Source organism: Streptomyces sp. NPDC086549, assembly GCF_044746205.1.
In the GTDB taxonomy this organism is placed as follows: Bacteria; Actinomycetota; Actinomycetes; order Streptomycetales; family Streptomycetaceae; genus Streptomyces.
Map to the genome: position 1 here is coordinate 62,067 of NZ_JBIVBS010000002.1, position 22,036 is coordinate 84,102.

Genomic DNA, 22,036 nt, shown 5'->3' on the forward strand with positions numbered 1-22,036 from the left:
CCTGCTACCAGGGGACGGATGGGACCGCGCAGTGCGGGGCTACGAGAGCCAGGAGCGAGAGCCGGCGGCTGACGTCGACCACCTCTCTCGGTTCGAGGCCGAGATGAAGCGGCTGAAGACCGAGCGGGAAAAGGCGATCCAGCATGCCGAGGACCTCGGCTACCAGGTCGAGGTGCTGCGCGCCAAGCTGCACGAGGCGCGGCGCACCCTCATGTCCCGGCCCGCGTTCGACGGCGGTGACATCGGCTATCAAGCCGAGCAGTTGCTGCGGAACGCGCAGATGCAGGCAGATCAGCTGCGCATGGAGGCCGAGCGGGAGCTGAGCCAGGCCCGCGCGCAGAACCAGCGCATCCTGCAGGAGCACGCCGAGCAGGCCGCCCGCCTGCAGGCCGAGCTGCACGCCGAGGCCGTGGCCCGCCGCCAGCAGCTGGACCAGGAGCTGGCCGAGCGCCGGCAGACGGTCGAGTCGCACGTCAACGAGAACGTGGCGTGGGCGGAGCAGCTGCGGGCCCGTACGGAGTCCCAGGCCCGGCGCCTGCTCGACGAGTCGCGTGCGGAGGCCGACCAGGCCATGGCCGCCGCGCGCGCCGAGGCCGAGCGGCTGACCGACGAGGCCCGGCAGCGGCTGACGAATGACGCCGAGGCCGCCCGTGCCGAGGCCGAGCAGCTGCTGCGCCGCGCCCGCACGGACGCCGAGCGCCTGCTGAACGCCGCGTCGACGCAGGCCCAGGAAGCCACCGACCACGCCGAGCAGCTGCGCAGCTCCACCGCGACGGAGTCGGACACCGCGCGCCGGCAGGCGACCGAGCTGAGCCGGGCCGCCGAGCAGCGCATCGCCGAGGCCGAGGAGTCGCTGCGCAAGGCGCAGTCCGAGGCCGAGAAGCTGGTCACCGAGGCCAAGGAGGCCGCCGCCAAGGCTCTGGCGAGCGCCGAGTCGGCCAACGAGCAGCGCACGCGGACGGCGAAGGAGCAGGTCGCCCGGCTGGTCAGCGAGGCCACGAAGGAGGCCGAGACCACCAAGGCGGACGCCGAGCAGATCGTCGCCGACGCCCGCGCCGAGGCGGAGAAGCTCCTCGCCGAAGCCGGTGAGAAGGCCCGCAGCGTCACCGCCGAGGAGGCGGCCTCCCAGCTGGGCAAGGCCGCGAAGACCGCTGAGGACGTCCTCAACAGGGCCTCGGAGGAGGCCCGGCAGACCACCAAGGCGGCCGCCGAGGAGGCCGAGCGGATCCGCCGTGAGGCGGAGACCGAGGCCGACCGGCTGCGGGCCGAGGCGCACGACATCGCCGAGGAACTCAAGGGCGCGGCCAAGGACGACACCAAGGAGTACCGCGCCAAGACGGTCGAGCTGCAGGAGGAGGCCCGTCGGCTGCGCGGCGAGGCCGAGCAGCTGCGGGCCGACGCGGTCGCGGAGGGCGAGGGCATCCGCGCCGAGGCCCGGCGCGAGGCCGTCCAGCAGATCGAGGAGGCGGCCAAGTCCGCCGAGGAGCTGCTGGCCAAGGCGAAGGCCGACGCGGACGAGCTGCGGCAGAGCGCCACGACGGACAGCGAGAAGGTCCGTACGGAGGCCATCGAGCGCGCCACCGCGCTGCGCCGGCAGGCCGAGGAGACGCTGGAGCGCACCCGTAAGGAGGCCGAGCAGCTCCGCGCGGAGGCCGATGAGCAGACCGAGGCGCTCAAGGAGGACGCCGAGCGGGCCGCGCGCGAGCTGCGCGAGGAGACCGAGCGCGGGGTCGAGGCCCGGCGCGCGGAGGCCGCCGACGAACTGACCCGGCTGCACACCGAGGCCGAGGACCGGCTCACGTCCGCCGAGCAGGCGCTGTCCGACGCCCGCGACGAGGCCTCCCGCATCCGTCGCGAGGCGTCCGAGGAGACCGACCGGCTGCGCGGCGAGGCCGCCGAGCGGATCCGTACGCTCCAGCAGCAGGCGGAGGCGGAGGCCGACCGGCTGCGCACCGAGGCCGCGGGGGACGCGTCCGCGTCCCGCGCGGAGGGCGAGATCATCGCCGTACGCCTGCGTTCGGAGGCGGCGGCCGAGGCGGAGCGGCTGAAGTCGGAAGCCCAGGACACCGCCGACCGGGTACGGGCGGAGGCGCAGGCCGCCGCCGAGCGGCTGAGCACCGAGGCGTCCGAGACGCTGGCCGCCGCCCAGGAGGAGGCCACCCGGCGCCGCCGCGAGGCCGAGGAACTCCTGGGTGCCGCGCGCGACGAGGCCGGCCAGGAGCGCGAGCGGGCCCGCGAGCAGAGCGAGGAGCTGCTGGCCTCCGCGCGCAAGCGGGTGGAGGACGCGCAGGCCGAGGCCGTACGGCTGGTCGAGGAGGCCGACCGGCGCGCCACCGAGATGGTGTCGGCGGCCGAGCAGCATGCCCAGCAGGTGCGGGACTCGGTCGTCGGGCTGCACGAGCAGGCGCAGGAGGAGATCACCGGCCTGCGCTCCGCCGCCGAGCACGCGGCGGACCGTACGCGCCGGGAGGCTCAGGAGGAGGCGGACCGGGTCCGCGCCGACGCCTACGCCGAGCGGGAGCGGGCCAGCGAGGACGCGAGCCGCGTCCGGCGCGAGGCCCAGGAGGAGTCCGAGGCGGCCAGGGCGCTCGCCGAGCGCACGACGACGGAGGCGATCGCCGAGTCCGAGCGGCTGCGTTCGGACGCGGCCGCGCACGCCCAGCGGGTGCGCACGGAGGCCTCGGACACCATCGCGCAGGCCGACCAGGACGCGGCCCGCACCCGGGCGGACGCCCGCGACGACGCCAACCGCATCCGCTCGGACGCGGCGACGCAGGTGGACACGCTCATCACCGAGGCACGCGCCGAGGCGGAGCGGCTCCAGACGGAGACGATCGCGGAGGCCGACCGGGTCCGGGCGGACGCCATCGCCAAGGCCGAGAAGCTGATCACGGACGCCACCGGTGACGCCGAGCGGCTGCGTGCCGAGGCCGCCGAGACCGTCGGCTCCGCGCAGCAGCACTCCGAGCGGATCCGGATGGAGTCCGAGCGGCTCAGGGCGGACGCGGAGGACGCGGCCGAGCGGCTGGTGGGCTCCGCCCGCGAGGAGGCCGAGCGGACGCTGGACGAGGCCCGCAAGGATGCCAACAAGCGGCGTTCGGAGGCGGCCGAGCAGGTCGACACGCTCATCACGGAGACCACGGCCGAGGCGGACAAGCTGCTCACCGAGGCCCAGCAGCAGGCGCTGAAGACCACCGCGGACGCGGAGTCCCAGGCCGACACGATGGTGGGCGCGGCCCGCAGCGAGGCCGAGCGGCTCGTCTCCGAGGCGACCGTCGAGGGCAACGGGCTGGTGGAGAAGGCCCGCACGGACGCGGACGAGCTGCTGGTCGGCACCCGCCGGGACGCGACCGCCATAAGGGAGCGGGCGGAGGAGCTGCGGGACCGCATCACGAGCGAGATCGAGGCGCTGCACGAGCGGGCCCGCCGCGAGGCCGCCGAGACCATGAAGTCCACCGGCGACCGCTGTGACGCGCTCATCAAGTCCGCCGAGGAGCAGCACGCCAAGGCGCAGGCGAAGGCCAAGGAGATCGTGTCCGAGGCCAACTCGGAGGCGGGCAAGGTCCGTATCGCCGCCGTGAAGAAGGCCGAGGGTCTGCTCAAGGAGGCCGAGCAGAAGAAGGCCACGCTCGTCAGGGAGGCCGAGGAGCTCAAGGCCGAGGCGATCCGTGAGGCCAGGCGGACGGTCGAGGAAGGAAAGCGCGAACTGGAGATCCTGGTGCGCCGCCGCGAGGACATCAACGCCGAGATCGCCCGTGTCCAGACCGTGCTGGAGGCGTTGACCTCATTCGAGGCGCCGGGCGCGGGCAAGGACGGCGGAGTCAAGGCCGGAGCGTCCATCGGAACGCCTCGTTCGGGTGGCAAGTCCTCGGACGACTAGCCAGACCAGTCGATTCCGTCACCTTCTGGGGCGTTTGTCCAATTCAGTTGACAAGCGCTCCACAGGTGGACCACTCAAAAGAGGTGTCATTCTCCAGATCAAACACGTATCCGCTCGATGACACACCGCTTCGGCCCCTAGGATTCCATCTATCACCTCACCGGTCTCATTCGACAGGAACCCCATGAGCGACACTTCCCCCTACGGCTTCGAGCTAGTGCGGCGTGGGTACGACCGCGCTCAGGTGGACGAACGGATCTCCAAGCTCGTCTCCGACCGTGACAGCGCTCTCGCCCGCATCACCGCTCTGGAAAAGCGCATCGAAGAGCTCCACCTCGAAACGCAGAACGCCCAGGCCCAGGTAAGCGACGCCGAGCCGTCGTACGCCGGTCTCGGCGCGCGTGTCGAGAAGATCCTCCGCCTCGCCGAGGAAGAGGCCAAGGATCTGCGTGAGGAGGCCCGGCGCGCGGCCGAGCAGCACCGCGAACTCGCAGAGTCGGCGGCGCAGCAGGTCCGCAACGACGCGGAGTCGTTCGCCGCGGAGCGCAAGTCCAAGGCCGAGGACGAGGGCGTCCGGATCGTCGAGAAGGCCAAGAGTGACGCCTCGCAGCTGCGTTCCGAGGCCCAGAAGGACGCGCAGTCCAAGCGTGAGGAGGCCGACGCCCTCTTCGAGGAGACCCGTGCCAAGGCCGCCCAGGCCGCCGCGGACTTCGAGACCAACCTGGCCAAGCGCCGCGAGCAGTCCGAGCGCGACCTGGCCTCGCGTCAGCAGAAGGCCGAGAAGCGCCTGGCGGAGATCGAGCACCGCGCCGAGCAGCTGCGCCTGGAGGCCGAGAAGCTGCGCACCGACGCCGAGCGCCGTGCCCGTCAGACGGTCGAGACGGCCCAGCGCCAGGCCGAGGACATCGTGGCCGACGCCAACGCCAAGGCCGACCGGATCCGCTCGGAATCCGAGCGCGAGCTCGCCGCGCTGACCAACCGCCGCGACTCCATCAACGCCCAGCTGACGAACGTCCGCGAGATGCTCGCCACGCTCACGGGCGCCGCGGTGGCCGCCGCCGGTTCGCCGGCCGAGGACGAGCCGATCTCCCGGGGTGTCCCGGCCCAGCAGTCCCGGTAACACCTGGGACCAGCACGCGGACGAAGCCCCCTGCCGCTCCGGTGGCAGGGGGCTTCGTCCCGTCTTAGCGTGGCCGCATGATCGAGCTGAAGGGGCTGACCAAGCGGTACGGCGAGAAGCTGGCGGTGGACCATCTCACCTTCGGTGTGACGCCGGGCGTCGTCACGGGGTTTCTCGGACCCAACGGGGCCGGGAAGTCCACGACCATGCGGATGATCCTCGGGCTCGACCACCCCACCGCCGGCGACGTCCGGATCGACGGCAGGCACTACGACCAGTTGAAGGACCCGCTGACGTACATCGGGGCGCTGCTGGAGGCGAAGGGCGTGCACGGCGGGCGGAGCGCCTTCAACCATCTGCTGTGCCTCGCGCAGAGCAACGGGATCCCGAAGAGCCGGGTGCACGAGGTGCTGGACACCGTCGGGCTCACGGCGGTGGCGCGGAAGAAGGCCAAGGGGTTCTCGCTGGGGATGGGGCAGCGGCTCGGGATCGCGGCGGCGCTGCTCGGTGATCCGCGGATCCTGATGTTCGACGAGCCGGTCAACGGGCTCGACCCCGAGGGGATCCACTGGATCCGGAACCTGATGAAATCGCTGGCCGCGCAGGGACGGACCGTGTTCGTGTCCAGTCACCTCATGAGCGAGATGGCGTTGACCGCCGAGCACCTCGTCGTCATCGGGCAGGGGCGGCTGCTCGCCGACACCTCCATGGCCGACTTCATCCGGCAGAACTCGCGCTCGTTCGTCCGGATCCGCACCCCGCAGCGCGAACGGCTGCTCGACGTGCTGCACGGGGCCGGGATCACGGTCGTCGAGTCCGGCAGCGGCGCACTGGAAGTGGACGGCGGCAAGGCCGAGCAGATCGGCGAGCTGTGCGCGCGGGGCGGGATCGTGCTGCACGAGCTGAGCCCGCAGCAGGCCTCACTGGAGGAGGCGTTCATGCGACTGACGGCGGAGTCGGTGGAGTACCACGCGCACGCCGACACCGGCGGCCCGGTCCGACAGGGCTGGGGCGCCGGCTGGAAGGAGGCCTGAGCCGTGGTGGTCACGCACGTCGTCCGGTCCGAGTGGACGAAGATCCGGTCCGTCGCGTCCACCGTGTGGACGCTGTCCCTCGCCGTGGTCGTCACCGTCGCCCTCGGCATGCTGATCGCGGCGCTGTCGAGGAGCCAGTTCGACCGGATGCCCGTCCGTGAACGGCTCTCCTTCGACCCCACCTACATCAGCTTCGCGGGCATGACCCTCGGACAGCTCGCCATGATCGTGTTCGGAGTGCTCGTCGTGTCGAACGAGTACAGCACCGGCATGATCCGCAGCTCGCTGTCCGCCGTGCCGCAGCGCGGCACCTTCCTGTTCAGCAAGATCGCGGTGGCGACCGGGCTCTCGCTCGCCGTCGGCATGGTCACCAGCTTCGCCGCGTTCTTCCTCGGGCAGGCGATGCTCGGCTCCCACCGGACGGAGATCGGCGACCCCGGGGTGCTGCGGGCGGTCATCGGCGGCGGCCTCTACATGACCCTCATCGCGATGTTCTCGATGGGTGTCGCCACGATGCTGCGCTCGCCGATGCTGTCGCTCGGCATCCTGATGCCGTTCTTCTTCCTGATCTCCAACATCCTCGGCAACGTCGACGCCACGAAGAAGATCGGCCGGTTCCTGCCCGACCAGGCCGGCAGCCGGATCATGCAGGTGATCCCGCGGGTCGACGACGACACCCCGTACGGCCCCTGGGGCGGGCTCGGGATCATAGGGCTGTGGGTGGTCGCGGCGATCGCGGGCGGATACGCGCTGCTGCGGAAACGGGACGCGTGACCTCGCGTGACCTGGTGCGTGGCCTGATGCCTGACCTTTTACCTCCCCTTGGGCGGAACCGTCAGCGCCCGGATATCCTCCTAACCCTTACGGGGGCGTCTGCCCTGCTGTCCTGATCCTTTCGATGGGTGCGGAGCATGATCGAGGCTGTCGGCCTGACCAAGCGATACGGCGACAAGACCGCCGTGTACAACCTTTCCTTCCAGGTGCGGCCCGGAGCCGTTACCGGCTTCCTCGGGCCGAACGGCTCGGGCAAGTCGACGACCATGCGGATGATCCTCGGTCTGGACAACCCCACCGCCGGGACGGTGACGATCGGCGGCTACCCGTACCGCAAGCTGCCCAACGCCCCGCGCCAGGTCGGCGCGCTGCTCGACGCCAAGGCCGTGCACGGCGGCCGGCACGCCCGCAACCACCTGCTGTGCCTGGCCCAGCTGTCGGGCATCCCGGCCCGGCGGGTGGACGAGGTGCTCGGGGTCGTCGGCCTGCAGGACGTGGCGAAGAAGCGTTCCAAGGGCTTCTCCCTCGGCATGGGGCAGCGGCTCGGCATCGCCGCCGCGCTGCTCGGCGACCCGCAGGTGCTGCTGTTCGACGAGCCGGTCAACGGCCTCGACCCCGAGGGCATCCTCTGGGTCCGGAACCTGATGAGGGCGCTCGCGGCGGAGGGGCGGACGGTCTTCGTCTCCAGCCACCTCATGAGCGAGATGGCCCTGACCGCCGACCACCTCATCGTCATCGGGCGCGGTCAGCTGCTCGCCGACATGAGCGTGAGGGACTTCATCTCGGCCAACTCCGCCGACTTCGCGCGCGTCCGGACGCCCGACACCGAGCCGCAGCTGCGCGAGAAGCTGACGTCCGCGCTCACCGAGGCGGGCGGCCATGTGCTGCCGGAGCAGGACGGCGCGCTGCGGGTCACGGGACTGCCGCTCCCCCGCATCAGCGACCTGGCGCACGAGGCCGACGTACGCCTGTGGGAGCTGTCGCCGCACCAGGCCTCCCTGGAGGAGGCGTACATGCGGATGACGCAGGGCGCCGTGGACTACCGCTCGACCGTCGACCAGAAGGCCGGTCTCCAGCAGCTCCTGCCGCCCGGTGCCCAGCCGCCGATGCCGGTGCCGGGCCAGGGCCAGCCGGGCTGGTACGCCCCACCGCCGCCCCAGCAGGGTGGCCAGCCGTTCGCCGCGCAGGGCGGAGCACCCGCGGGACCGTACGGCGGTCCGGGCGCCCCCAGCCCGTACGGCGCTCCCGCCGGTGCCCCCGGCACCGGACAGCCGAACCCGTACGCGCAGCCCGCCCCGAGCGCGCCCCAGGACCAGGCCCCGGCCCAGCCCGCCGCGGCCCCGGCCGCGCCCCCGCAGCCGTCCGCCCAGCCGACGCCCGAGGCCCCGGCCCCCGCTGCCGAATCGTCACCGCAGCCGACCGCCACCGCCGCCCCCGCCGACCTGACCAAGCCCGAGGACGCCCGATGAGCACCCACCAGCCCCCGATGCCGCAGGCACCCGCGGCCGCGCCGAACTGGCAGGCGGCGCCCGGCGGACCGTACCCCGGCTACACCTCGCCGATCCCCGTGGTGCGCACGCACCTCGGACATGCGCTGGCCTCCGAGTGGACGAAGATCAAGTCGGTGCGCTCGACGATGTGGACGCTCGGCGTGTTCGTTCTCCTCGTCGTCGGCATAGGCCTCCTCGCCGGTGCCGTGGTCAGCAACTCCGAGTCCTCGGACATGTCCGGCGAGAGCCCGCTGGGCCTCGGCTTCTTCGGGCTGCTGCTGGGCAGCATGTGCATCATCACGCTCGGCGTGCTGACCACGGCGTCGGAGTACGGCACCGGAATGATCCGTACGACGATGACCGCCTGCCCCAGCCGGGGGCGGGTGCTCGCGGCCAAGGCGATCGTGTTCTTCCTCGTCGCCTTCGTGGTCACGCTCGCGGCCGCGTCGTTCGTCGCCATGGTGCAGGCGTCCATGCTGGAGGGGAACGGCGCGCGGACCCCGTCCGGCGGGGAGTGGCTGAAGGGCACCGTCGGTGTCAGCCTCTACATCGCCCTGCTCGGACTGCTCTCGCTCCTCGTCGGCTCGATCATCCGGCACTCGGCGGGCGCCATCACGATCATGATCGGCTTTTTGCTCGCCCCGCTGGTGATCGCGCTGTTCATGTTCTCGTCGTCGCTGGAGAGCGTGCGCACGGCCCTGCTCGAGTACTCGATCCCGAACCAGCTGAGCGTCTTCTACTCCAACTCCCTCAGCGAGTCCGGCCCGTCCGGCTGGGACCCGCTGTGGATCGTGCTGGGCGTGACGGCGGCAGCCTTCGCGGGGGCCTACGCGCTGCTGCAGCAGCGGGACGTCTAGCTCGCACCAAGTAGCTCGTACGAAGCTGCTCCTACGAAACTCAGAATCTCGGCGCGTTACGGGACCGCTGCACCCGCGTGGTGCGGCGGTCCTTCGCGTTCCAGCACGCCTTGTGCCAGTGGCGGCGGTCGTCGACGCCCGAGTGGTCCGGCCAAGCCACGACGTGCGGGACACCGGAGGAGATCACCTGGTCGCAGCCGGGGCAGCGGTACGTCTTGCCCTGCGTGCTCGCCCCGGCCACATGGCGCACGTTCCACTCCTCCCCCTGCCAGCTCTCCGTGGACTGCCAGCCGCCGTAACGGTCGGCGCGGTCGTCCTCGGCGCTCCGGCCGGACGGAACAGCGCCCTTGCCGGCCTGGGGACGATTGCGACGCGGGGACACGGGACACCTCTCGGGGCTATACAGGATGCGCGGGCTGTGTCCAGCCTACGCGGCGCGCAGGGGGGTACGCGTAGGGCGCCAACCCGCACAAGTCCCCCTCCAGAACGAGCCGTTCTGCAGACAATCCGCAAATCTCTTCGCCAGGCCGTGTCCTCGGCACGTGTCGGACGGTTATGCCGGGTGGGGGAGCTCCGCGTCGGAGCCAAGGAAGCAGGAAAAGAACCATGCACGTCGGAAGTTTTGTGCTGGCGGCCCAGTTCCCGGGCCAGGGCCAGGGGGAGGCTCTGCACCGGGCGGTCCGCTCGGCGGAGGTTGCCGAGGAAGCGGGGCTCGACGCCGTCTGGCTCGGCGAACACCACTTCGTGCCGTACGGCACGTGCCCGTCGGCGGTCACCCTGGCCGCCCTGCTGCTGGGCCGCACCCACCGCATCCGGGTCGGCACGGCGGTCAGCGTACTGTCCACCGTCCACCCGGTCGCCCTCGGCGAGCAGGCCGCGCTGCTGCACGTGACGAGCGGGGGGCGCTTCACGCTGGGCGTGGGGCGCGGCGGGCCGTGGGTGGACCTGGAGGTGTTCGGCTCGGGCCTGGGGGCGTACGAGCAGGGGTTCCCGGAGTCACTCGATCTACTGGTTCGCTGGCTGCGCGAACCGGCGGTTGCGGCCGCGGGGGAACGGTTCTCCTTCCGTGAGGTCCCCGTCGTGCCCCGGCCCTCGGAGGCGCTGACGGACACCCCGGGACCCGAGGTCGTCGTCGCCTGCACCTCCTCGGCGAGCGTGCGACTGGCGGCTGAGCACGGGCTGCCGATGCTGCTCGGGATGCACGTCGGGGACGAGGAGAAGGCCGAGATGGTGGCCTTGTGGCGGGAGTACGCGCGCGCGGCGGGACGGCCGGCGGACGAGATCGTCGGCGCCGCCCATGTCTCGGCGGGCGTCTGCCAGATCGCGGACCGGCGCACCGACGCGGCGGAGACGTTGCTCAAGGCGATGCCGGGCTGGCTGAGGCAGGGCCTGGAGGCCCATGTGACGGTGGACGGACGCAAGCGCGCGATGCGCGACCCGCTGGCGTACACGGAACTGCTCTGCGGACTGCACCCGGTGGGCACCCCCCGCCTGTGCGTCGACCGGCTCACGGCGACCTCGGAGCGGACCGGAATCAACCGCTTCGCGCTCCTTGTCGAGGGTTCCGGAGACCTGGCGGCGACAGAGGAGAACCTACGACGGCTGGGTGCGGAGGTGCTCCCGCAGCTCCGCTGAGCGGACCCTGCGCCGTGCCGGTCGACGCTTCTGCCGCGCGGGGAGCTTGCCGCCCCTGTACTGATTGCACCTCCCGCGTGTGGAGCGGCAAGCAAGCGGGTCACTGTGTCAGCAGTCCCGGAGCTCCGTGTCAGCAGTCCCGCAGCTCCGGGGACTGGTTCAGCAGCTGATTGCGCACCGAGGTGAAGCGGGCCAGCGTCTCGTCGACCGAGGCGTCCAGCGGAAACACCGCCACCCGGTGGCAGTTCTGGAAGGCCAGCCGCACACCGAAGTGCCGTTGCAGCGCACCGCGGATGGCGTCACTCGCGAGCGCGCGCAAGAGCTGGCCCCGTGCCTGCTCGTCCGGCGGGGGCGTCTGGTTGTCGGCGAATTCTCCGCCGTCCACCTTCAGCTGGGCCACCAGGGAGCTGATCATCTCCCATGCGTAGGGCAGGGAGGTCCGGACGCAGTCGACGAAGGCAGCTTCGTCGACCTCGCCTCGCTCGGCCTGTTCGAGTAGGGCCGGTGAGACGTCGAGCGACATGGGTTCTCCTCTCGCACCCCCGAAGAGCAGGGGTTGCCGGACAGGTAAGGGAGTTCGCGATATCGAACACTCTGAGTACATACATCGCGACCTCCCGTTTACTACGGTAGGCAACGGACGGTGACCGCACCAGAAGAATGCGTACATGCGCCGGTCCCTTTAGGCACACAATCGGCCAAGGATGAACACCAGTTTCCAAAGCAAAAGGGGCGACCCGAAGGGTCTCGATTGAGGGTGGTGGCGGGAGACGGGTGGGCGAATCGCGGGAGGGGCGGGACGTCGAGTAGCGTTGCCGACCATGCGTCTCGTCATTGCCCGGTGCTCGGTCGACTACGCCGGCCGGCTCACCGCCCACCTCCCCTCGGCCCCCCGCCTGATCCTGGTCAAGGCGGACGGCAGCGTCTCGATCCACGCGGACGACCGGGCCTACAAGCCCCTCAACTGGATGTCGCCGCCCTGCACGCTGAAGGAGGGGTCCGGCGACGAGGAGGGCGTCTGGACCGTCATCAACAAGGCGGGCGAGAAGCTCATCATCACGATGGAGGAGATCCTCCACGACTCCTCGCACGAACTCGGCGTGGACCCCGGCCTGATCAAGGACGGCGTGGAAGCGCACCTCCAGGAGCTGCTCGCCGACCGCATCGAAACCCTCGGCGACGGCTACACCCTGATCCGCCGCGAGTACATGACCGCCATCGGCCCGGTCGACATCCTGTGCCGGGACGCCGAGGGGCAGACCGTCGCGGTCGAGATCAAGCGGCGCGGCGAGATCGACGGCGTGGAGCAGCTCACGCGCTATCTGGAGCTGTTGAACCGCGATCCCCATCTCGCCCCGGTGCGCGGTGTCTTCGCCGCCCAGGAGATCAAGCCCCAGGCCCGCGTCCTCGCCACCGACCGGGGTATCGGCTGCCAGGTCCTCGACTACAACGCGCTCAGGGGCATCGAGGACGACAAGCTGCGGCTGTTCTGAGGAGCGGCCGCGGTACGTACGACGGTGAGGGCCGGGTCCTGACGAGGACCCGGCCCTCACGTGCCGTACGCGACTCAGATCACCGAACCGGAACCGCTGCTCCCCGGCGCGCCCGCCGAACTGCTGGACGCGGCGGGGGCACTGGAGGCGGGGCCGCTGGCGGTGTCCGAGGTCGACGGGGTCGCCGACGGGGTCGGTGTCGGTGTGGGCGTGACCGACGGGGTCGGCGTCGGTGTCGGCGTCGACGAGTTCGTCGGCGGACGCGACGTGGGCGGCTTCGTCGTGGGCGGCTTGGTCGTCGGCGGCTTCGTCGTCGGCGTGCTCGACGAACCGCCGCCCGACCCCTTCGTGCCGCTCGGGTCGTCCGACGGCTCGGCGGTGTCCGACGGAGGTGCCGGGTCGTCCGACGTGCCCAACGTGCCGTCGGGGCCCGGGTCCGTCGGGCGGCTGGTGGCCGTGCCCGTGTCGCCCTTGCTCCCGCTGCCCTCGTTCGGGTCCGCACCGAGGCTGCCGTCGTCGGTGCCCTGGCTGGCCGACGGGTTGACGCTCACGTTGTTCGACGGGTCGTCGGCACTGTCGTGGGACGTCATGCCGAGCGTGACCACCGTGCCGAGCACGGCGGCGAGCAGCGCGCCGGAACCGGCCGCGACGAGGTTGCGCCGGGCCAGACGCCGGATGCCGCCGCCCTGGGGCTTCGGCGCCGGGGCCGGGGCCTGACGGGTCACCAGCGTGTCGCCGCCGGGCGGCAGCGGGGGCAGGAAGGCCGCGGGGACCCCGCCCGGAGGCGACGCCGACTCCTCGTGGCGCGCGTCGGGCACCTCCTCGCCCGCCGTGGCCCCCACCCCGGGCACGTCGCCCGCGCGGTCCGCTACCAGGGCGAGCGCGCGACGGCCGGCGACGGTGCCGCGCTTGTCCGTGAGGGCGCCGCGCAGGCCGGTGGCGGCCTCCAGCTCCGTGCGGGCCTGGTCGAGCTGTCCGCCGCAGAGCGCGAGGATGCCCAACTCATGGTGGAAGTAGGCCTGTTCGGGGACCTCGTCGGCCAGCCGGGAGGCCTCGGAGCCGAGGTGCAGCGCCCGGTCCCAGGCGCTCCAGTGGAGGCCCGCGGCGAAGGCCGGGGCGGCCGCGCGGGCCAGCTGTACGGCGGTGCTCTCCGCACCCTCGGCCGGCGGCGTCGTCTCGGGCACCACAAGGCCCAGTGCGGTGAGCACGGCGTCGGCCTCGGCGCACACCCGCTCGGGGGTGACGGAGGGATGTCCGGCCCACCACGAGTAGTGCTGGGCGGCGGCGAGGGCGGCACCGGCGACGTCGTCGGCGTATCCGGCGGCCTCCAGCTGGGCCTGCACTCCGGCCGCGAGGCGGTAGCGGGAGCCGACCGGCGAGACCAGCCCGCCGGCGGCCAGTTCGCCCAGCGCGGCGTCCGCGTGGGTGTCGCCGACCAGGGCGGGCAGATGGGCCTGGTGCGGCACCTCGCCGTCGAGGGCGACGGCGAACCGCAGGGCGGCGCGCGCGGAGGCGCCCAGCCGCGAGGCGATCAGCGGCGCGGGCGCGGCGGCCTCGCCGAGGGACGGCAGGGGCACCTCCTCCTCGGCGACGGGTTCCGCGTCGACGGGGGCGTCGACCGGGAGCCGTACGTCCTCGAAGACCCCCATCAAGTCGACCGCGCCGGCGCCGGCCCGCAGCCGGTCGCGCTGCCGCAGCAGCGCCCCGGCCTGGACGAAGCGCAGGGGCAGGCCCTCGGACTCGAACCAGAGGTCGCCGGCCCAGTTGGCCTCCTCCTCGGTGAGGACGCGGCCGACGGCGCGCTCCAGCAGGTCCACGCACGTGGCACGGTCCAGGCCGCCGAGGAAGACCTCCTCGATCGCGGAGCCGGAGGACGGCGCGGGCACGTCCGGAGTGGCGCTGATCAGGAAGGCGCACTCGGGGGTGGCGTCGATGAGCTCGTCGAGTGCGGCACCGCCGAACTCGACGTCGTCGAGGACGACGACCGCGCCGATCTCCCTGACCAGTTCGCGCAGTTCGTCGCGATCCGGACGGTGCAGGGGGGCGTTGAAGACGGCGTAGAACAGCTCGTACAGCAGCTCGCTCGCCGTGCGGTGGAAGCCGGTGAGGCGGACCACGCCGTCGGGGGCGAGGTCCGAGCAGTCGTCGGCGACGAGGTCGAGGAGGGCGGTACGACCCGAACCGGCCGGGCCCGTGAGACGCACGGAGCGGCCGCGGGCGAGCAGCCGCACCAGGCTCTCGCGCTCGTCCTGGCGTTCCAGGAGCGGCAGCGCGAGCTGCGCGGGTCCCGGCGGGACGGGCGGCCGGGCGGCGCGCTCGGTCTCGGCACGCTCGGCCTCGGTGAACTTCTCGGGCCGGCCGGGCCGCTCGGTCGGCGGGCAGGCCTCGATCTCGCTGCCGTCAACGGGGTTGACGGTCAGCAGGAGGTCGCCCGAGACGAGCTGTACCGTGCGGGCGAGTGCGGGTGTGCTCGTGCCGAAGTCTGATGTGAGGGATTCCCGGGGCGGGCGCTGGCGCGGCGTGCTGCCGTCACCGTCCTGGCCGTATCCTTCGGGTCCCCGGTCGATCGGGTCCATAGGTTCCTAGCCCCCCAAAAGCGTCGTGTGCGTGCCCGTGTCCGGCCCCTCCCGGCCTGCTGCACACCGCGCTGTCGCTTCTGGTCCGGGCCCGCTCGAGGGTTGCTTGGCAGCGGGCGACCGAACCTTAAACCTTTGCACAGTATCTCCGACAGGGCGGGGTACCGCGCCGTCCGAGACGTCACAGTCTCGTGATGATTGCGTGTGACGTGCGGTTCGCCGACGTCCGCCCGGGTCTCGCCGGCACCCCGAAGCACACCCGTTCGAGGGGTCACACGCGAGGCAGCGACTCCACCCCGATGCCCCCCTCGATGGCCAGGATCCGGTGCAGCCGGGTGGCCACCAACAGGCGCTGCATCTGCGGCGGTACGCCGCGCAGCACCAGGCGGCGGCCGCAGCGGCCGGCCCGCCGGTGGGCACCCATGATCACGCCGAGTCCGGTGGCGTCCCAGGAGTCCAGCTCGGACAGGTCGAGCACCAGGTCGCCGACTCCGCCGTCGACGGCCGAGTGCAGGACCGTACGGGCGTCCGCCGCGCTGCGGACGTCGAGGCGGCCCCCGACGACCAGCCCGGCGTGGTCGCCCCTGATGTACATATGCGCTCCCCGTGAGTGCGGCTTCGTGCTCCAGGTACTCCAAGACGGTGCGTCGCAACGTCTGACTGCTCCAGCGGCGACGAGGTTGCCGCCTGTAAGCGAACCGATACCGAATTCACCCCCAGGGGTGATACCCCTGGGGCCTGTGCGGCTTCAGTGGCGGTACGTACGCGAGCTTCAGTACTTGTAGAAGCCCTGCCCGCTCTTGCGTCCGATGTCACCGGCGTCAACCATCCGGCGCATCAGCTCCGGCGGCGCGAACTTCTCGTCCTGCGACTCGGTGTAGATGTTGCTGGTGGCGTGCAGCAGGATGTCGACCCCGGTGAGGTCCGCAGTGGCGAGCGGGCCCATGGCGTGACCGAAGCCCAGCTTGCAGGCGAGGTCGATGTCCTCCGCCGTCGCGACGCCCGACTCGTACAGCTTGGTCGCCTCGACGACGAGCGCCGAGATGAGCCGGGTGGTGACGAAGCCGGCCACGTCCCGGTTGACGACGATGCAGGTCTTGCCGACGGACTCGGCGAACTCCCGTGCGGTGGCGAGGGTTTCGTCGCTGGTCTTGTAGCCGCGGACGAGTTCGACGAGCTGCATCATCGGTACCGGTGAGAAGAAGTGCACACCTACGACCCGCTCGGGGTGCTCGGTGGCCGCCGCAATCTTGGTGATCGGGATGGCGGAGGTGTTGGAGGCGAGCACGGCCTCCGGGCGCACGATCTTGTCGAGCGCGCGGAAGATCTCGTGCTTGACCTCCAGCTTCTCGAAGACGGCCTCGACGACGATGTCGGCGTCGGCGGCGGCGTCGAGGTCGGTGGTCGCGGTGATGCGGCCGAGGGCGGCGTCGGCGTCGTGCGCCTCCAGCCTGCCCTTGCTGACGAACTTGTCGTACGACGCTTTGATGCCGTCGGTGCCACGCTTGAGCGCCTCGTCGGTGACGTCACGCAGGACGACGTCCCAGCCCGCCTGAGCGGAGACCTGGGCGATGCCGGAACCCATGAGACCGGCCCCGATGACGGCAAGCTTCCGTGCCACTCCGACTCCCCTTACACGCTGTTTACGTATGCCTCTTTCGCGGACGATAGCGCTCGTGAGGGGCCGTGTGACCGGTAAGTAATGCGCGTCACGTCTCAGCTGACGGACATCACACCGGGAGGGGTCATTACAAGCCTCGGACGGCGTAGTTGAGCACCTTTTCACTCAACAGATCCTCTATGTCCTCAAGGAGGACCAGTATCTCTCGGGACACTTCACGCGGATCGCGATCTTTGATCATCTCGCAGGCGATGGCGGACATGACGGCCGCGTGCGCCCAGTTGATCTGACCCGCCATCAGAGCGGGGAGCGGATCGTCCTCCGCCGCACCGGCCTCCTCGCGCAGAACCGCCTCCAGATTGGCCTGGATCTCCTGCTGGATCGCCCACAGCCGGGAGCGCAGCGCGGGCGCCTCCTCGATCACCCGCATGAAGCGGGCGTAGCCCGGGATCAGCCCGACCCGGGGCGAGACCGCCTCGACCTCCTCGCGCAGCTCGCGCAGCACCGCCACGGCGGCCGACTCGCCGCCGGCGCGGCCGCGCACCCAGCGGGCCAGCCGGTCGGTGATGCCGGAGGAGCGGTCGAAGAAGAGGTCCTCCTTGGCCGGGAAGTAGTTGTAGACCGTGTTGACGGAGACATTGGCCGCATCGGCGATCTCCGCCACCGTCACCGCGTCGAACCCGCGCTCGACGAACAGGCCCGTGGCGACATCCGAGATGTACTGCCTGGTCTGCCGCTTCTTCCGCTCCCGGAGTCCTTCTGCCATGTCCGAATCCTAGCCTCGCCGAACCGCTTCACTGGGCAGAGTGAAAACTTGGTGTCATTGCAAAATTTCAGGGACTCTGTTTTTCTGGCGACATGACAGCAGTCATCAGCGCGGCCGGACTGGCCCGCACCTTCCAGACGAAACGCGGCCCCGTGGAGGCCGTGCGCGGCATCGACCTCACCGTCCGCGAGGGCGAGATCCTCGGTTTCCTCGGCCCGAACGGCGCCGGCAAGACGACCACCCTGCGGATGCTCACCACCCTGCTGAAGCCCACCGGCGGGGCAGCGACCGTCGCCGGCCACGACCTGGCCACCGACCCGGCCGGGGTGCGCCGCGCATGCGGCTACGTCGCCCAGTCCGGTGGCGTCGACGGGCAGATCGGCGTGCGGGAGGAACTGGTCACCCAGGGCCGCCTGTACCGCCTGACAAAGATTCGGGCCGTCGAGCGCGCCACGGAGCTGGCCCGCGACCTGGACCTCACCGGCCTGCTCGACCGCAGGACATCCGCGCTCTCGGGCGGTCAGCGACGACGCCTGGACATCGCGATGGCACTCACACACCGCCCGAAAGTCCTGTTCCTCGACGAGCCCACGACCGGTCTCGATCCCGGCAGCCGCGCGGACCTGTGGGCCCTGATCCGCCGACTGCGCGACGAGCACCGCACGACGGTCTTCCTCACCACCCACTATCTGGACGAGGCCGACGCCCTCTCCGACCGCCTGGTCGTCGTCGACCGGGGCGTGGTCGTGGCCGAGGGCACACCGAGCGCGCTGAAGCTGGAGCACGGCGGCTCGATCGACGCCTCGCTCCAGGACACGTTTCTCGCCATCACCGGCCGCGGGCCGGCCGCGGACGACGCCGCCCCCGTAGCCGTATAGGACACCGAGGACGGAACCGATGCTCCTTCACGACACCGCACTCATCTACGGCCGCTATCTGCGCCAGTCCCTGCGCTCCCGTTTCGCGCTGCTCTTCGGCGTCCTGATGCCGCTGCTGTACCTCTTGTTCTTCGGCCCGCTGCTCACCGGTCTCCCGCTGGGCGCGCGGGGCAGCTCCTGGCAGGTTCTCGTCCCCGGGCTGCTGCTCCAACTCGGCTTGTTCGGGGCCGCCTTCGCAGGGTTCGCGATCATCATCGAGAAGGGCCAGGGGGTGGTGGAGCGCATGCTCGTCACTCCGGTCAGCCGGCTCGCCCTGCTGCTCGGCAGGGTGCTGCGCGAGGCCACGGTCTTCGTCTTCCAGGCGGTGCTGCTGGTGCTGGCCGCGGTGGCGATGGGACTGCGCGCGCCGCTGCCCGGCATCCTCATCGGTTTCGCGTTCGTCGCCCTGCTCACCGTCTCCCTCGGCTCGCTGTCCTACGCGATGGCGATGAAGGTGAGCACCCCGCAGGAGTTCGGCCCGCTGGTCAACGCGCTGACCATGCCGTCGATGCTCCTGTCGGGTCTGATGCTGCCGATGACCCTGGCCCCCGGCTGGCTGGACGTCCTCTCCCACTTCGTCCCGTTCCGCTATCTCGTGGACGCGGTGCGGGACGCGTACGTCGGCTCCTACACGACGGACCACATGCTCTACGGCGTCCTCGTCGCCGTCGCGTTCGCGACACTGGCCGTGACGGTGGGCACACGCGTCTTCCGAACGGCCGGAGGGTAACTACGCTGGCCACATGGTCAATCTGACGCGCATCTACACCAGGACCGGCGACAAGGGCAGCACCGCCCTCGGCGACATGAGCCGGGTCGCCAAGACCGATCTGCGGATCTCGGCCTACGCCGACGCCAACGAGGCGAACGCGGTGATCGGTACGGCGATCGCGCTGGGCGGCCTGGCGGAGGAGATCGTCAAGGTCCTCACCCGGGTGCAGAACGACCTGTTCGACGTGGGTGCGGACCTGTCGACGCCGGTGGTGGAGAACCCGGAGTTCCCGCCGCTCAGGGTCGAGCAGTTCTACATCGACAAGCTGGAGGCGGACTGCGACCGCTTCAACGAGGAGCTGGAGAAGCTGCGCTCCTTCATCCTCCCCGGCGGCACCCCCGGCGCGGCCCTGCTCCACCAGGCCTGCACGGTCGTACGCCGTGCCGAGCGCTCGACGTGGGCGGCCCTGGAGGTCCACGGCGAGATCATGAACCCCCTGACGGCGACCTACCTCAACCGGCTCTCGGACCTACTCTTCATTCTGGCCCGCACCGCCAACAAGGAGGTCGGGGACGTGCTGTGGGTGCCGGGCGGGGAGCGCTAGGGCCTGTCCACCGGACAGGCCCTAAGGGAGCTTGGCCGGCTCCCGCCGGGGAAACAGGGTGTAGCTCGCGGCGATGATCACGTTGATGCCGATCACCCACACCATCCTCAGCTGCCACGCCCGCAGCGAACCGGTCCCGCCCTCGTCGCCGACGTACCAGACCGCGGCCTGAAGCAGGGCGATGGCCACCACGGACGCCAGGATCCAGCGGCCCGCGACCTTCCACTCGTGAACGGCGCGGGCCGTGCCGTACTTCGGCGGCCTCACCGGCGGCGGGCCCCCGGCAAACCGGTGCGCGACACGGGCGTCGGCCCACTTGATGGTGGAGTGCCCGAGGCCCACCGTGAAGCCGATGTAGACGGCCGCGAGGCCGTGCCGCCAGTCGGGCTCGGCGCCGTTCTTGAGGTCGATCGCCGTGACGGCGAACAGCACGAGCTCCAGCAGCGGCTCGCACAGCAGCAGGGCCAGCCCGGTGCGCGGCATCTTCAGCAGATAGCGGAAGGCCAGTCCGGCCGCCAGCAGCACCCAGAAGGCCACCTCACAGGCCACGATCAACCCGACGATCACGTCTCGCTCCTCTCGGTCACCCTTCCAGGCTCCCGTCGGTCCGCGCGGGCCGCGTCGTCGGCGGTGACGAACTCCCAGTACATCGAAAGATGCAGTTCGGGACCGTTCCGGAGGGGCACGCGGGCCATGTCCGCGCCGTGTTGGATGGGGGCATGGCCCTGACGCTTCCGCGCCCGCACCGCGACGACATACGCATCGCCGTGGGCGGCTTCCTCGGAGGTCTGCTGATGTGGGGGCTGGGGCTCAGCCCCCGCGAGGTCACGGACAGCCTCGTGCTGTGGCCGCAGCGGTGGGCCGTGCTGTTGCCGCTGGCCGTGACAGCCGCCTGCGAGCTGCTGCGCCGCACCCGGCCGAGGTTCGCCATGCTGGTCGGCACCGCCATGCTGACCGTGGACACGGTGACGCAGGGCAGCGTGGTCACCGTCGTCCTGTTCACCGACCTCATGTACGCGGCCGTCCTGTACGGCACCCCGGCCGCCGCCCGCCGCATCCCCTGGATCACCGGGCTGCTCACGGTGATCGGCGGGGTGGTGCCGGCCGCGCTCTGGCGTGACCCGGGGGGCCTGCTGATCGGTGTCGGCGTCGGCGTGGTGGCGTTCGCCCCGGCCGCCACCGGCTCGGTCGTGCGCGACCACCGTGACGCGGCCGAGGCCGCCCGGCTGCGTGCCGAACAGACCGCGCTGCTCGCCGAGATGGACCGCGTCCAGGCGGTGACCGCCGAGCGGGCGCGGGTGGCCCGCGAGTTGCACGACATGGTCGCCAACCATCTGTCCGCGATCGCCATCCACTCCACGGCCGCACTGTCCATCGACGACCCCGGAACCAGCAGGGAGGCCCTCGCCGTCATCCGGGAGAACAGCGTCGAGGGGCTCGCCGAGATGCGGCGGCTGATCGGGATCCTGCGGGACCGCGGCGGCGGACACGAGCCGTCCGCCACCCCCACCCTCGACGGCCTCACCACTCTGGTCGACGGCGCCCGTGCCAACGGTCTCGACGTCACCCTGGACACCGACCACGGCCGGGTGCCCGCCCCGGTCGAGCTGGCCGCGTACCGCATCGTCCAGGAGGCCCTGACCAACGCGCTCAAGCACGCCTGCCCGGGCCGTGTCACCGTCCGCCTGGCCCAGCGGGACGGCACGCTCGACCTCCGTGTGACCAGCCCCTACGGCCATCGGGACGCCCCCCGCGCCCCCGGCTCCGGCACCGGGCTGATCGGGATGCGGGAGCGGGCGACCCTGCTCGGCGGCCGGTTCGACGCCGGCCCCGAGGACGGGCTCTGGGCCGTACGTGCCACCCTCCCCGTGACCGAAGGAGACCCCGAATGATCCGCGTCCTGGTCGCCGAGGACCAGTCCGCCGTACGCGCCGGGCTGGTGCTCATCCTGAACAGCGCGCCCGACATCGAGGTGGCCGGCGAGGCGGCGGACGGCGAGCGGGCGGTGGCGCTGGCCCGCGAGCTGCGGCCGGACCTGGTGCTGATGGACGTTCAGATGCCGCGCCTGGACGGGGTGTCGGCGACCCGGAAGGTTGTCAAGGAGGGGCTCGCGGATGTCCTCGTGCTCACCACCTTCGACCTCGACGAGTATGTCTTCGGGGCGCTGCGGGCCGGTGCTGCCGGGTTCCTGCTGAAGAACACGGAGGCGAAGGACCTGCTGGAGGCGATCCGTACGGTCGCGCGCGGGGAGGGCATCGTCGCCCCGGCCGTCACCCGGCGGCTGATCGCCGAGTTCGCCGCGCGGCCGATCCGGGAGTCGAGTGCCGATCCTGCGGTCCTGGAGTCGCTGACCCCTCGTGAGCGCGAGGTGCTGTCCTGCCTCGGGGAAGGGCTGTCCAACGCGGGGGTCGCGGAGCGGCTCGACATGGCGGAGGGGACCGTGAAGACGCACGTCAGCCGGTTGCTGGGGAAGCTGGAGCTGCGCAGCCGCGTGCAAGCGGCCGTACTGGCACAGGAGTTGGGGATCTAGCCGCCCAGCAGGCAAGTGGTCCAGACC

At 71.4% G+C, this 22,036-nt stretch carries 20 protein-coding genes; 13 read left to right on the forward strand and 7 right to left on the reverse strand.

Annotated features, from left to right (window positions below; all coding sequences use genetic code 11):
• The first annotated feature begins 31 nt into the window (after nt 1-31).
• The 6 genes from scy to ACIPSA_RS06975 all read left to right on the forward strand — a co-directional run bounded on the left by scy (nt 32) and on the right by ACIPSA_RS06975 (nt 9,155).
• A complete protein-coding gene (gene scy, locus ACIPSA_RS06950) occupies nt 32-3,880 on the forward strand; it encodes a polarized growth protein Scy (RefSeq protein WP_402629694.1) in 3,849 nt (1,282 codons plus the stop codon).
• A gap of 184 nt (nt 3,881-4,064) precedes the next feature.
• Nucleotides 4,065-5,000 carry a cellulose-binding protein gene (locus ACIPSA_RS06955; protein WP_352224681.1) on the forward strand — a complete coding sequence of 312 codons (936 nt, stop codon included), beginning with the start codon at nt 4,065-4,067 and terminating at the stop codon, nt 4,998-5,000.
• 77 nt (nt 5,001-5,077) lie between these two features.
• Complete coding sequence (locus tag ACIPSA_RS06960; protein ID WP_402629697.1) at nt 5,078-6,034, forward strand: ABC transporter ATP-binding protein; 957 nt, start codon at nt 5,078-5,080, stop codon at nt 6,032-6,034.
• A gap of 3 nt (nt 6,035-6,037) precedes the next feature.
• On the forward strand, nt 6,038-6,808 hold the full coding sequence (locus ACIPSA_RS06965; protein ID WP_402629700.1) for an ABC transporter permease: 771 nt from the start codon (nt 6,038-6,040) through the stop codon (nt 6,806-6,808).
• A gap of 137 nt (nt 6,809-6,945) precedes the next feature.
• A complete protein-coding gene (locus ACIPSA_RS06970; protein ID WP_402629703.1) occupies nt 6,946-8,277 on the forward strand; it encodes an ABC transporter ATP-binding protein in 1,332 nt (443 codons plus the stop codon).
• Complete coding sequence (locus ACIPSA_RS06975; protein WP_402629705.1) at nt 8,274-9,155, forward strand: ABC transporter permease; 882 nt, start codon at nt 8,274-8,276, stop codon at nt 9,153-9,155. Before ACIPSA_RS06970 ends, ACIPSA_RS06975 begins: the two co-directional genes overlap by 4 nt.
• Nucleotides 9,156-9,195: 40 nt before the next feature.
• On the opposite strand, the gene ACIPSA_RS06980 is transcribed toward ACIPSA_RS06975, so the two are convergent.
• On the reverse strand, nt 9,196-9,537 hold the full coding sequence (locus tag ACIPSA_RS06980; RefSeq protein ID WP_402629707.1) for an ATP/GTP-binding protein: 342 nt from the start codon (nt 9,535-9,537) through the stop codon (nt 9,196-9,198).
• A 224-nt stretch (nt 9,538-9,761) separates the two neighbouring features.
• On the opposite strand from ACIPSA_RS06980, the gene ACIPSA_RS06985 reads away from it, so the two are divergent.
• The gene (locus ACIPSA_RS06985) at nt 9,762-10,790 is read left to right on the forward strand and encodes an LLM class flavin-dependent oxidoreductase (RefSeq protein ID WP_402629709.1); all 1,029 of its coding nucleotides are present in this window, start codon (nt 9,762-9,764) and stop codon (nt 10,788-10,790) included.
• Between the two features lie 130 nt (nt 10,791-10,920).
• On the opposite strand, the gene ACIPSA_RS06990 is transcribed toward ACIPSA_RS06985, so the two are convergent.
• Nucleotides 10,921-11,313 carry an SCO5389 family protein gene (locus tag ACIPSA_RS06990; protein WP_402629712.1) on the reverse strand — a complete coding sequence of 131 codons (393 nt, stop codon included), beginning with the start codon at nt 11,311-11,313 and terminating at the stop codon, nt 10,921-10,923.
• Between the two features lie 298 nt (nt 11,314-11,611).
• On the opposite strand from ACIPSA_RS06990, the gene nucS reads away from it, so the two are divergent.
• Nucleotides 11,612-12,283 (forward strand): endonuclease NucS, encoded by a 672-nt coding sequence (nucS, locus tag ACIPSA_RS06995; RefSeq protein ID WP_402629715.1) that lies wholly within the window; start codon nt 11,612-11,614, stop codon nt 12,281-12,283.
• Nucleotides 12,284-12,357: 74 nt separating this feature from the next.
• On the opposite strand, the gene ACIPSA_RS07000 is transcribed toward nucS, so the two are convergent.
• The 4 genes from ACIPSA_RS07000 to ACIPSA_RS07015 form a co-directional block, all read right to left on the reverse strand.
• Nucleotides 12,358-14,859, reverse strand: coding sequence for an ATP-binding protein (locus tag ACIPSA_RS07000; protein WP_402629718.1), 2,502 nt, complete (start codon nt 14,857-14,859; stop codon nt 12,358-12,360).
• A gap of 271 nt (nt 14,860-15,130) precedes the next feature.
• Nucleotides 15,131-15,454 (reverse strand): STAS domain-containing protein, encoded by a 324-nt coding sequence (locus tag ACIPSA_RS07005; protein ID WP_402629720.1) that lies wholly within the window; start codon nt 15,452-15,454, stop codon nt 15,131-15,133.
• Between the two features lie 177 nt (nt 15,455-15,631).
• Nucleotides 15,632-16,480, reverse strand: a complete 849-nt coding sequence (locus ACIPSA_RS07010) for a 3-hydroxyacyl-CoA dehydrogenase family protein (protein WP_402629723.1) — start codon at nt 16,478-16,480, stop codon at nt 15,632-15,634.
• Nucleotides 16,481-16,607: 127 nt separating this feature from the next.
• Nucleotides 16,608-17,246 (reverse strand): TetR/AcrR family transcriptional regulator, encoded by a 639-nt coding sequence (locus tag ACIPSA_RS07015; protein ID WP_402629726.1) that lies wholly within the window; start codon nt 17,244-17,246, stop codon nt 16,608-16,610.
• 92 nt (nt 17,247-17,338) lie between these two features.
• Here ACIPSA_RS07015 and ACIPSA_RS07020 point away from each other — a divergent pair, with 92 nt between their 5' ends.
• Genes ACIPSA_RS07020 through ACIPSA_RS07030 form a run of 3 tightly spaced genes read left to right on the forward strand, consistent with a single transcriptional unit; the run spans nt 17,339 to nt 19,479 of the window.
• The gene (locus ACIPSA_RS07020) at nt 17,339-18,124 is read left to right on the forward strand and encodes an ATP-binding cassette domain-containing protein (protein WP_402629728.1); all 786 of its coding nucleotides are present in this window, start codon (nt 17,339-17,341) and stop codon (nt 18,122-18,124) included.
• A 19-nt stretch (nt 18,125-18,143) separates the two neighbouring features.
• The gene (locus ACIPSA_RS07025; protein ID WP_402629731.1) at nt 18,144-18,893 is read left to right on the forward strand and encodes an ABC transporter permease; all 750 of its coding nucleotides are present in this window, start codon (nt 18,144-18,146) and stop codon (nt 18,891-18,893) included.
• A 13-nt stretch (nt 18,894-18,906) separates the two neighbouring features.
• Nucleotides 18,907-19,479 (forward strand): cob(I)yrinic acid a,c-diamide adenosyltransferase, encoded by a 573-nt coding sequence (locus tag ACIPSA_RS07030; RefSeq protein WP_402629734.1) that lies wholly within the window; start codon nt 18,907-18,909, stop codon nt 19,477-19,479.
• Nucleotides 19,480-19,500: 21 nt separating this feature from the next.
• On the opposite strand, the gene ACIPSA_RS07035 is transcribed toward ACIPSA_RS07030, so the two are convergent.
• Nucleotides 19,501-20,046, reverse strand: a complete 546-nt coding sequence (locus tag ACIPSA_RS07035; protein WP_402629737.1) for a hypothetical protein — start codon at nt 20,044-20,046, stop codon at nt 19,501-19,503.
• A gap of 152 nt (nt 20,047-20,198) precedes the next feature.
• Between ACIPSA_RS07035 and ACIPSA_RS07040 the strand changes: the two genes are divergently transcribed.
• The gene (locus ACIPSA_RS07040; protein ID WP_402629740.1) at nt 20,199-21,371 is read left to right on the forward strand and encodes a sensor histidine kinase; all 1,173 of its coding nucleotides are present in this window, start codon (nt 20,199-20,201) and stop codon (nt 21,369-21,371) included.
• A complete protein-coding gene (locus ACIPSA_RS07045) occupies nt 21,368-22,009 on the forward strand; it encodes a response regulator (RefSeq protein ID WP_402629743.1) in 642 nt (213 codons plus the stop codon). The genes ACIPSA_RS07040 and ACIPSA_RS07045 overlap by 4 nt, the downstream gene beginning before the upstream one ends.
• The last annotated feature ends 27 nt before the right edge of the window (nt 22,010-22,036 follow it).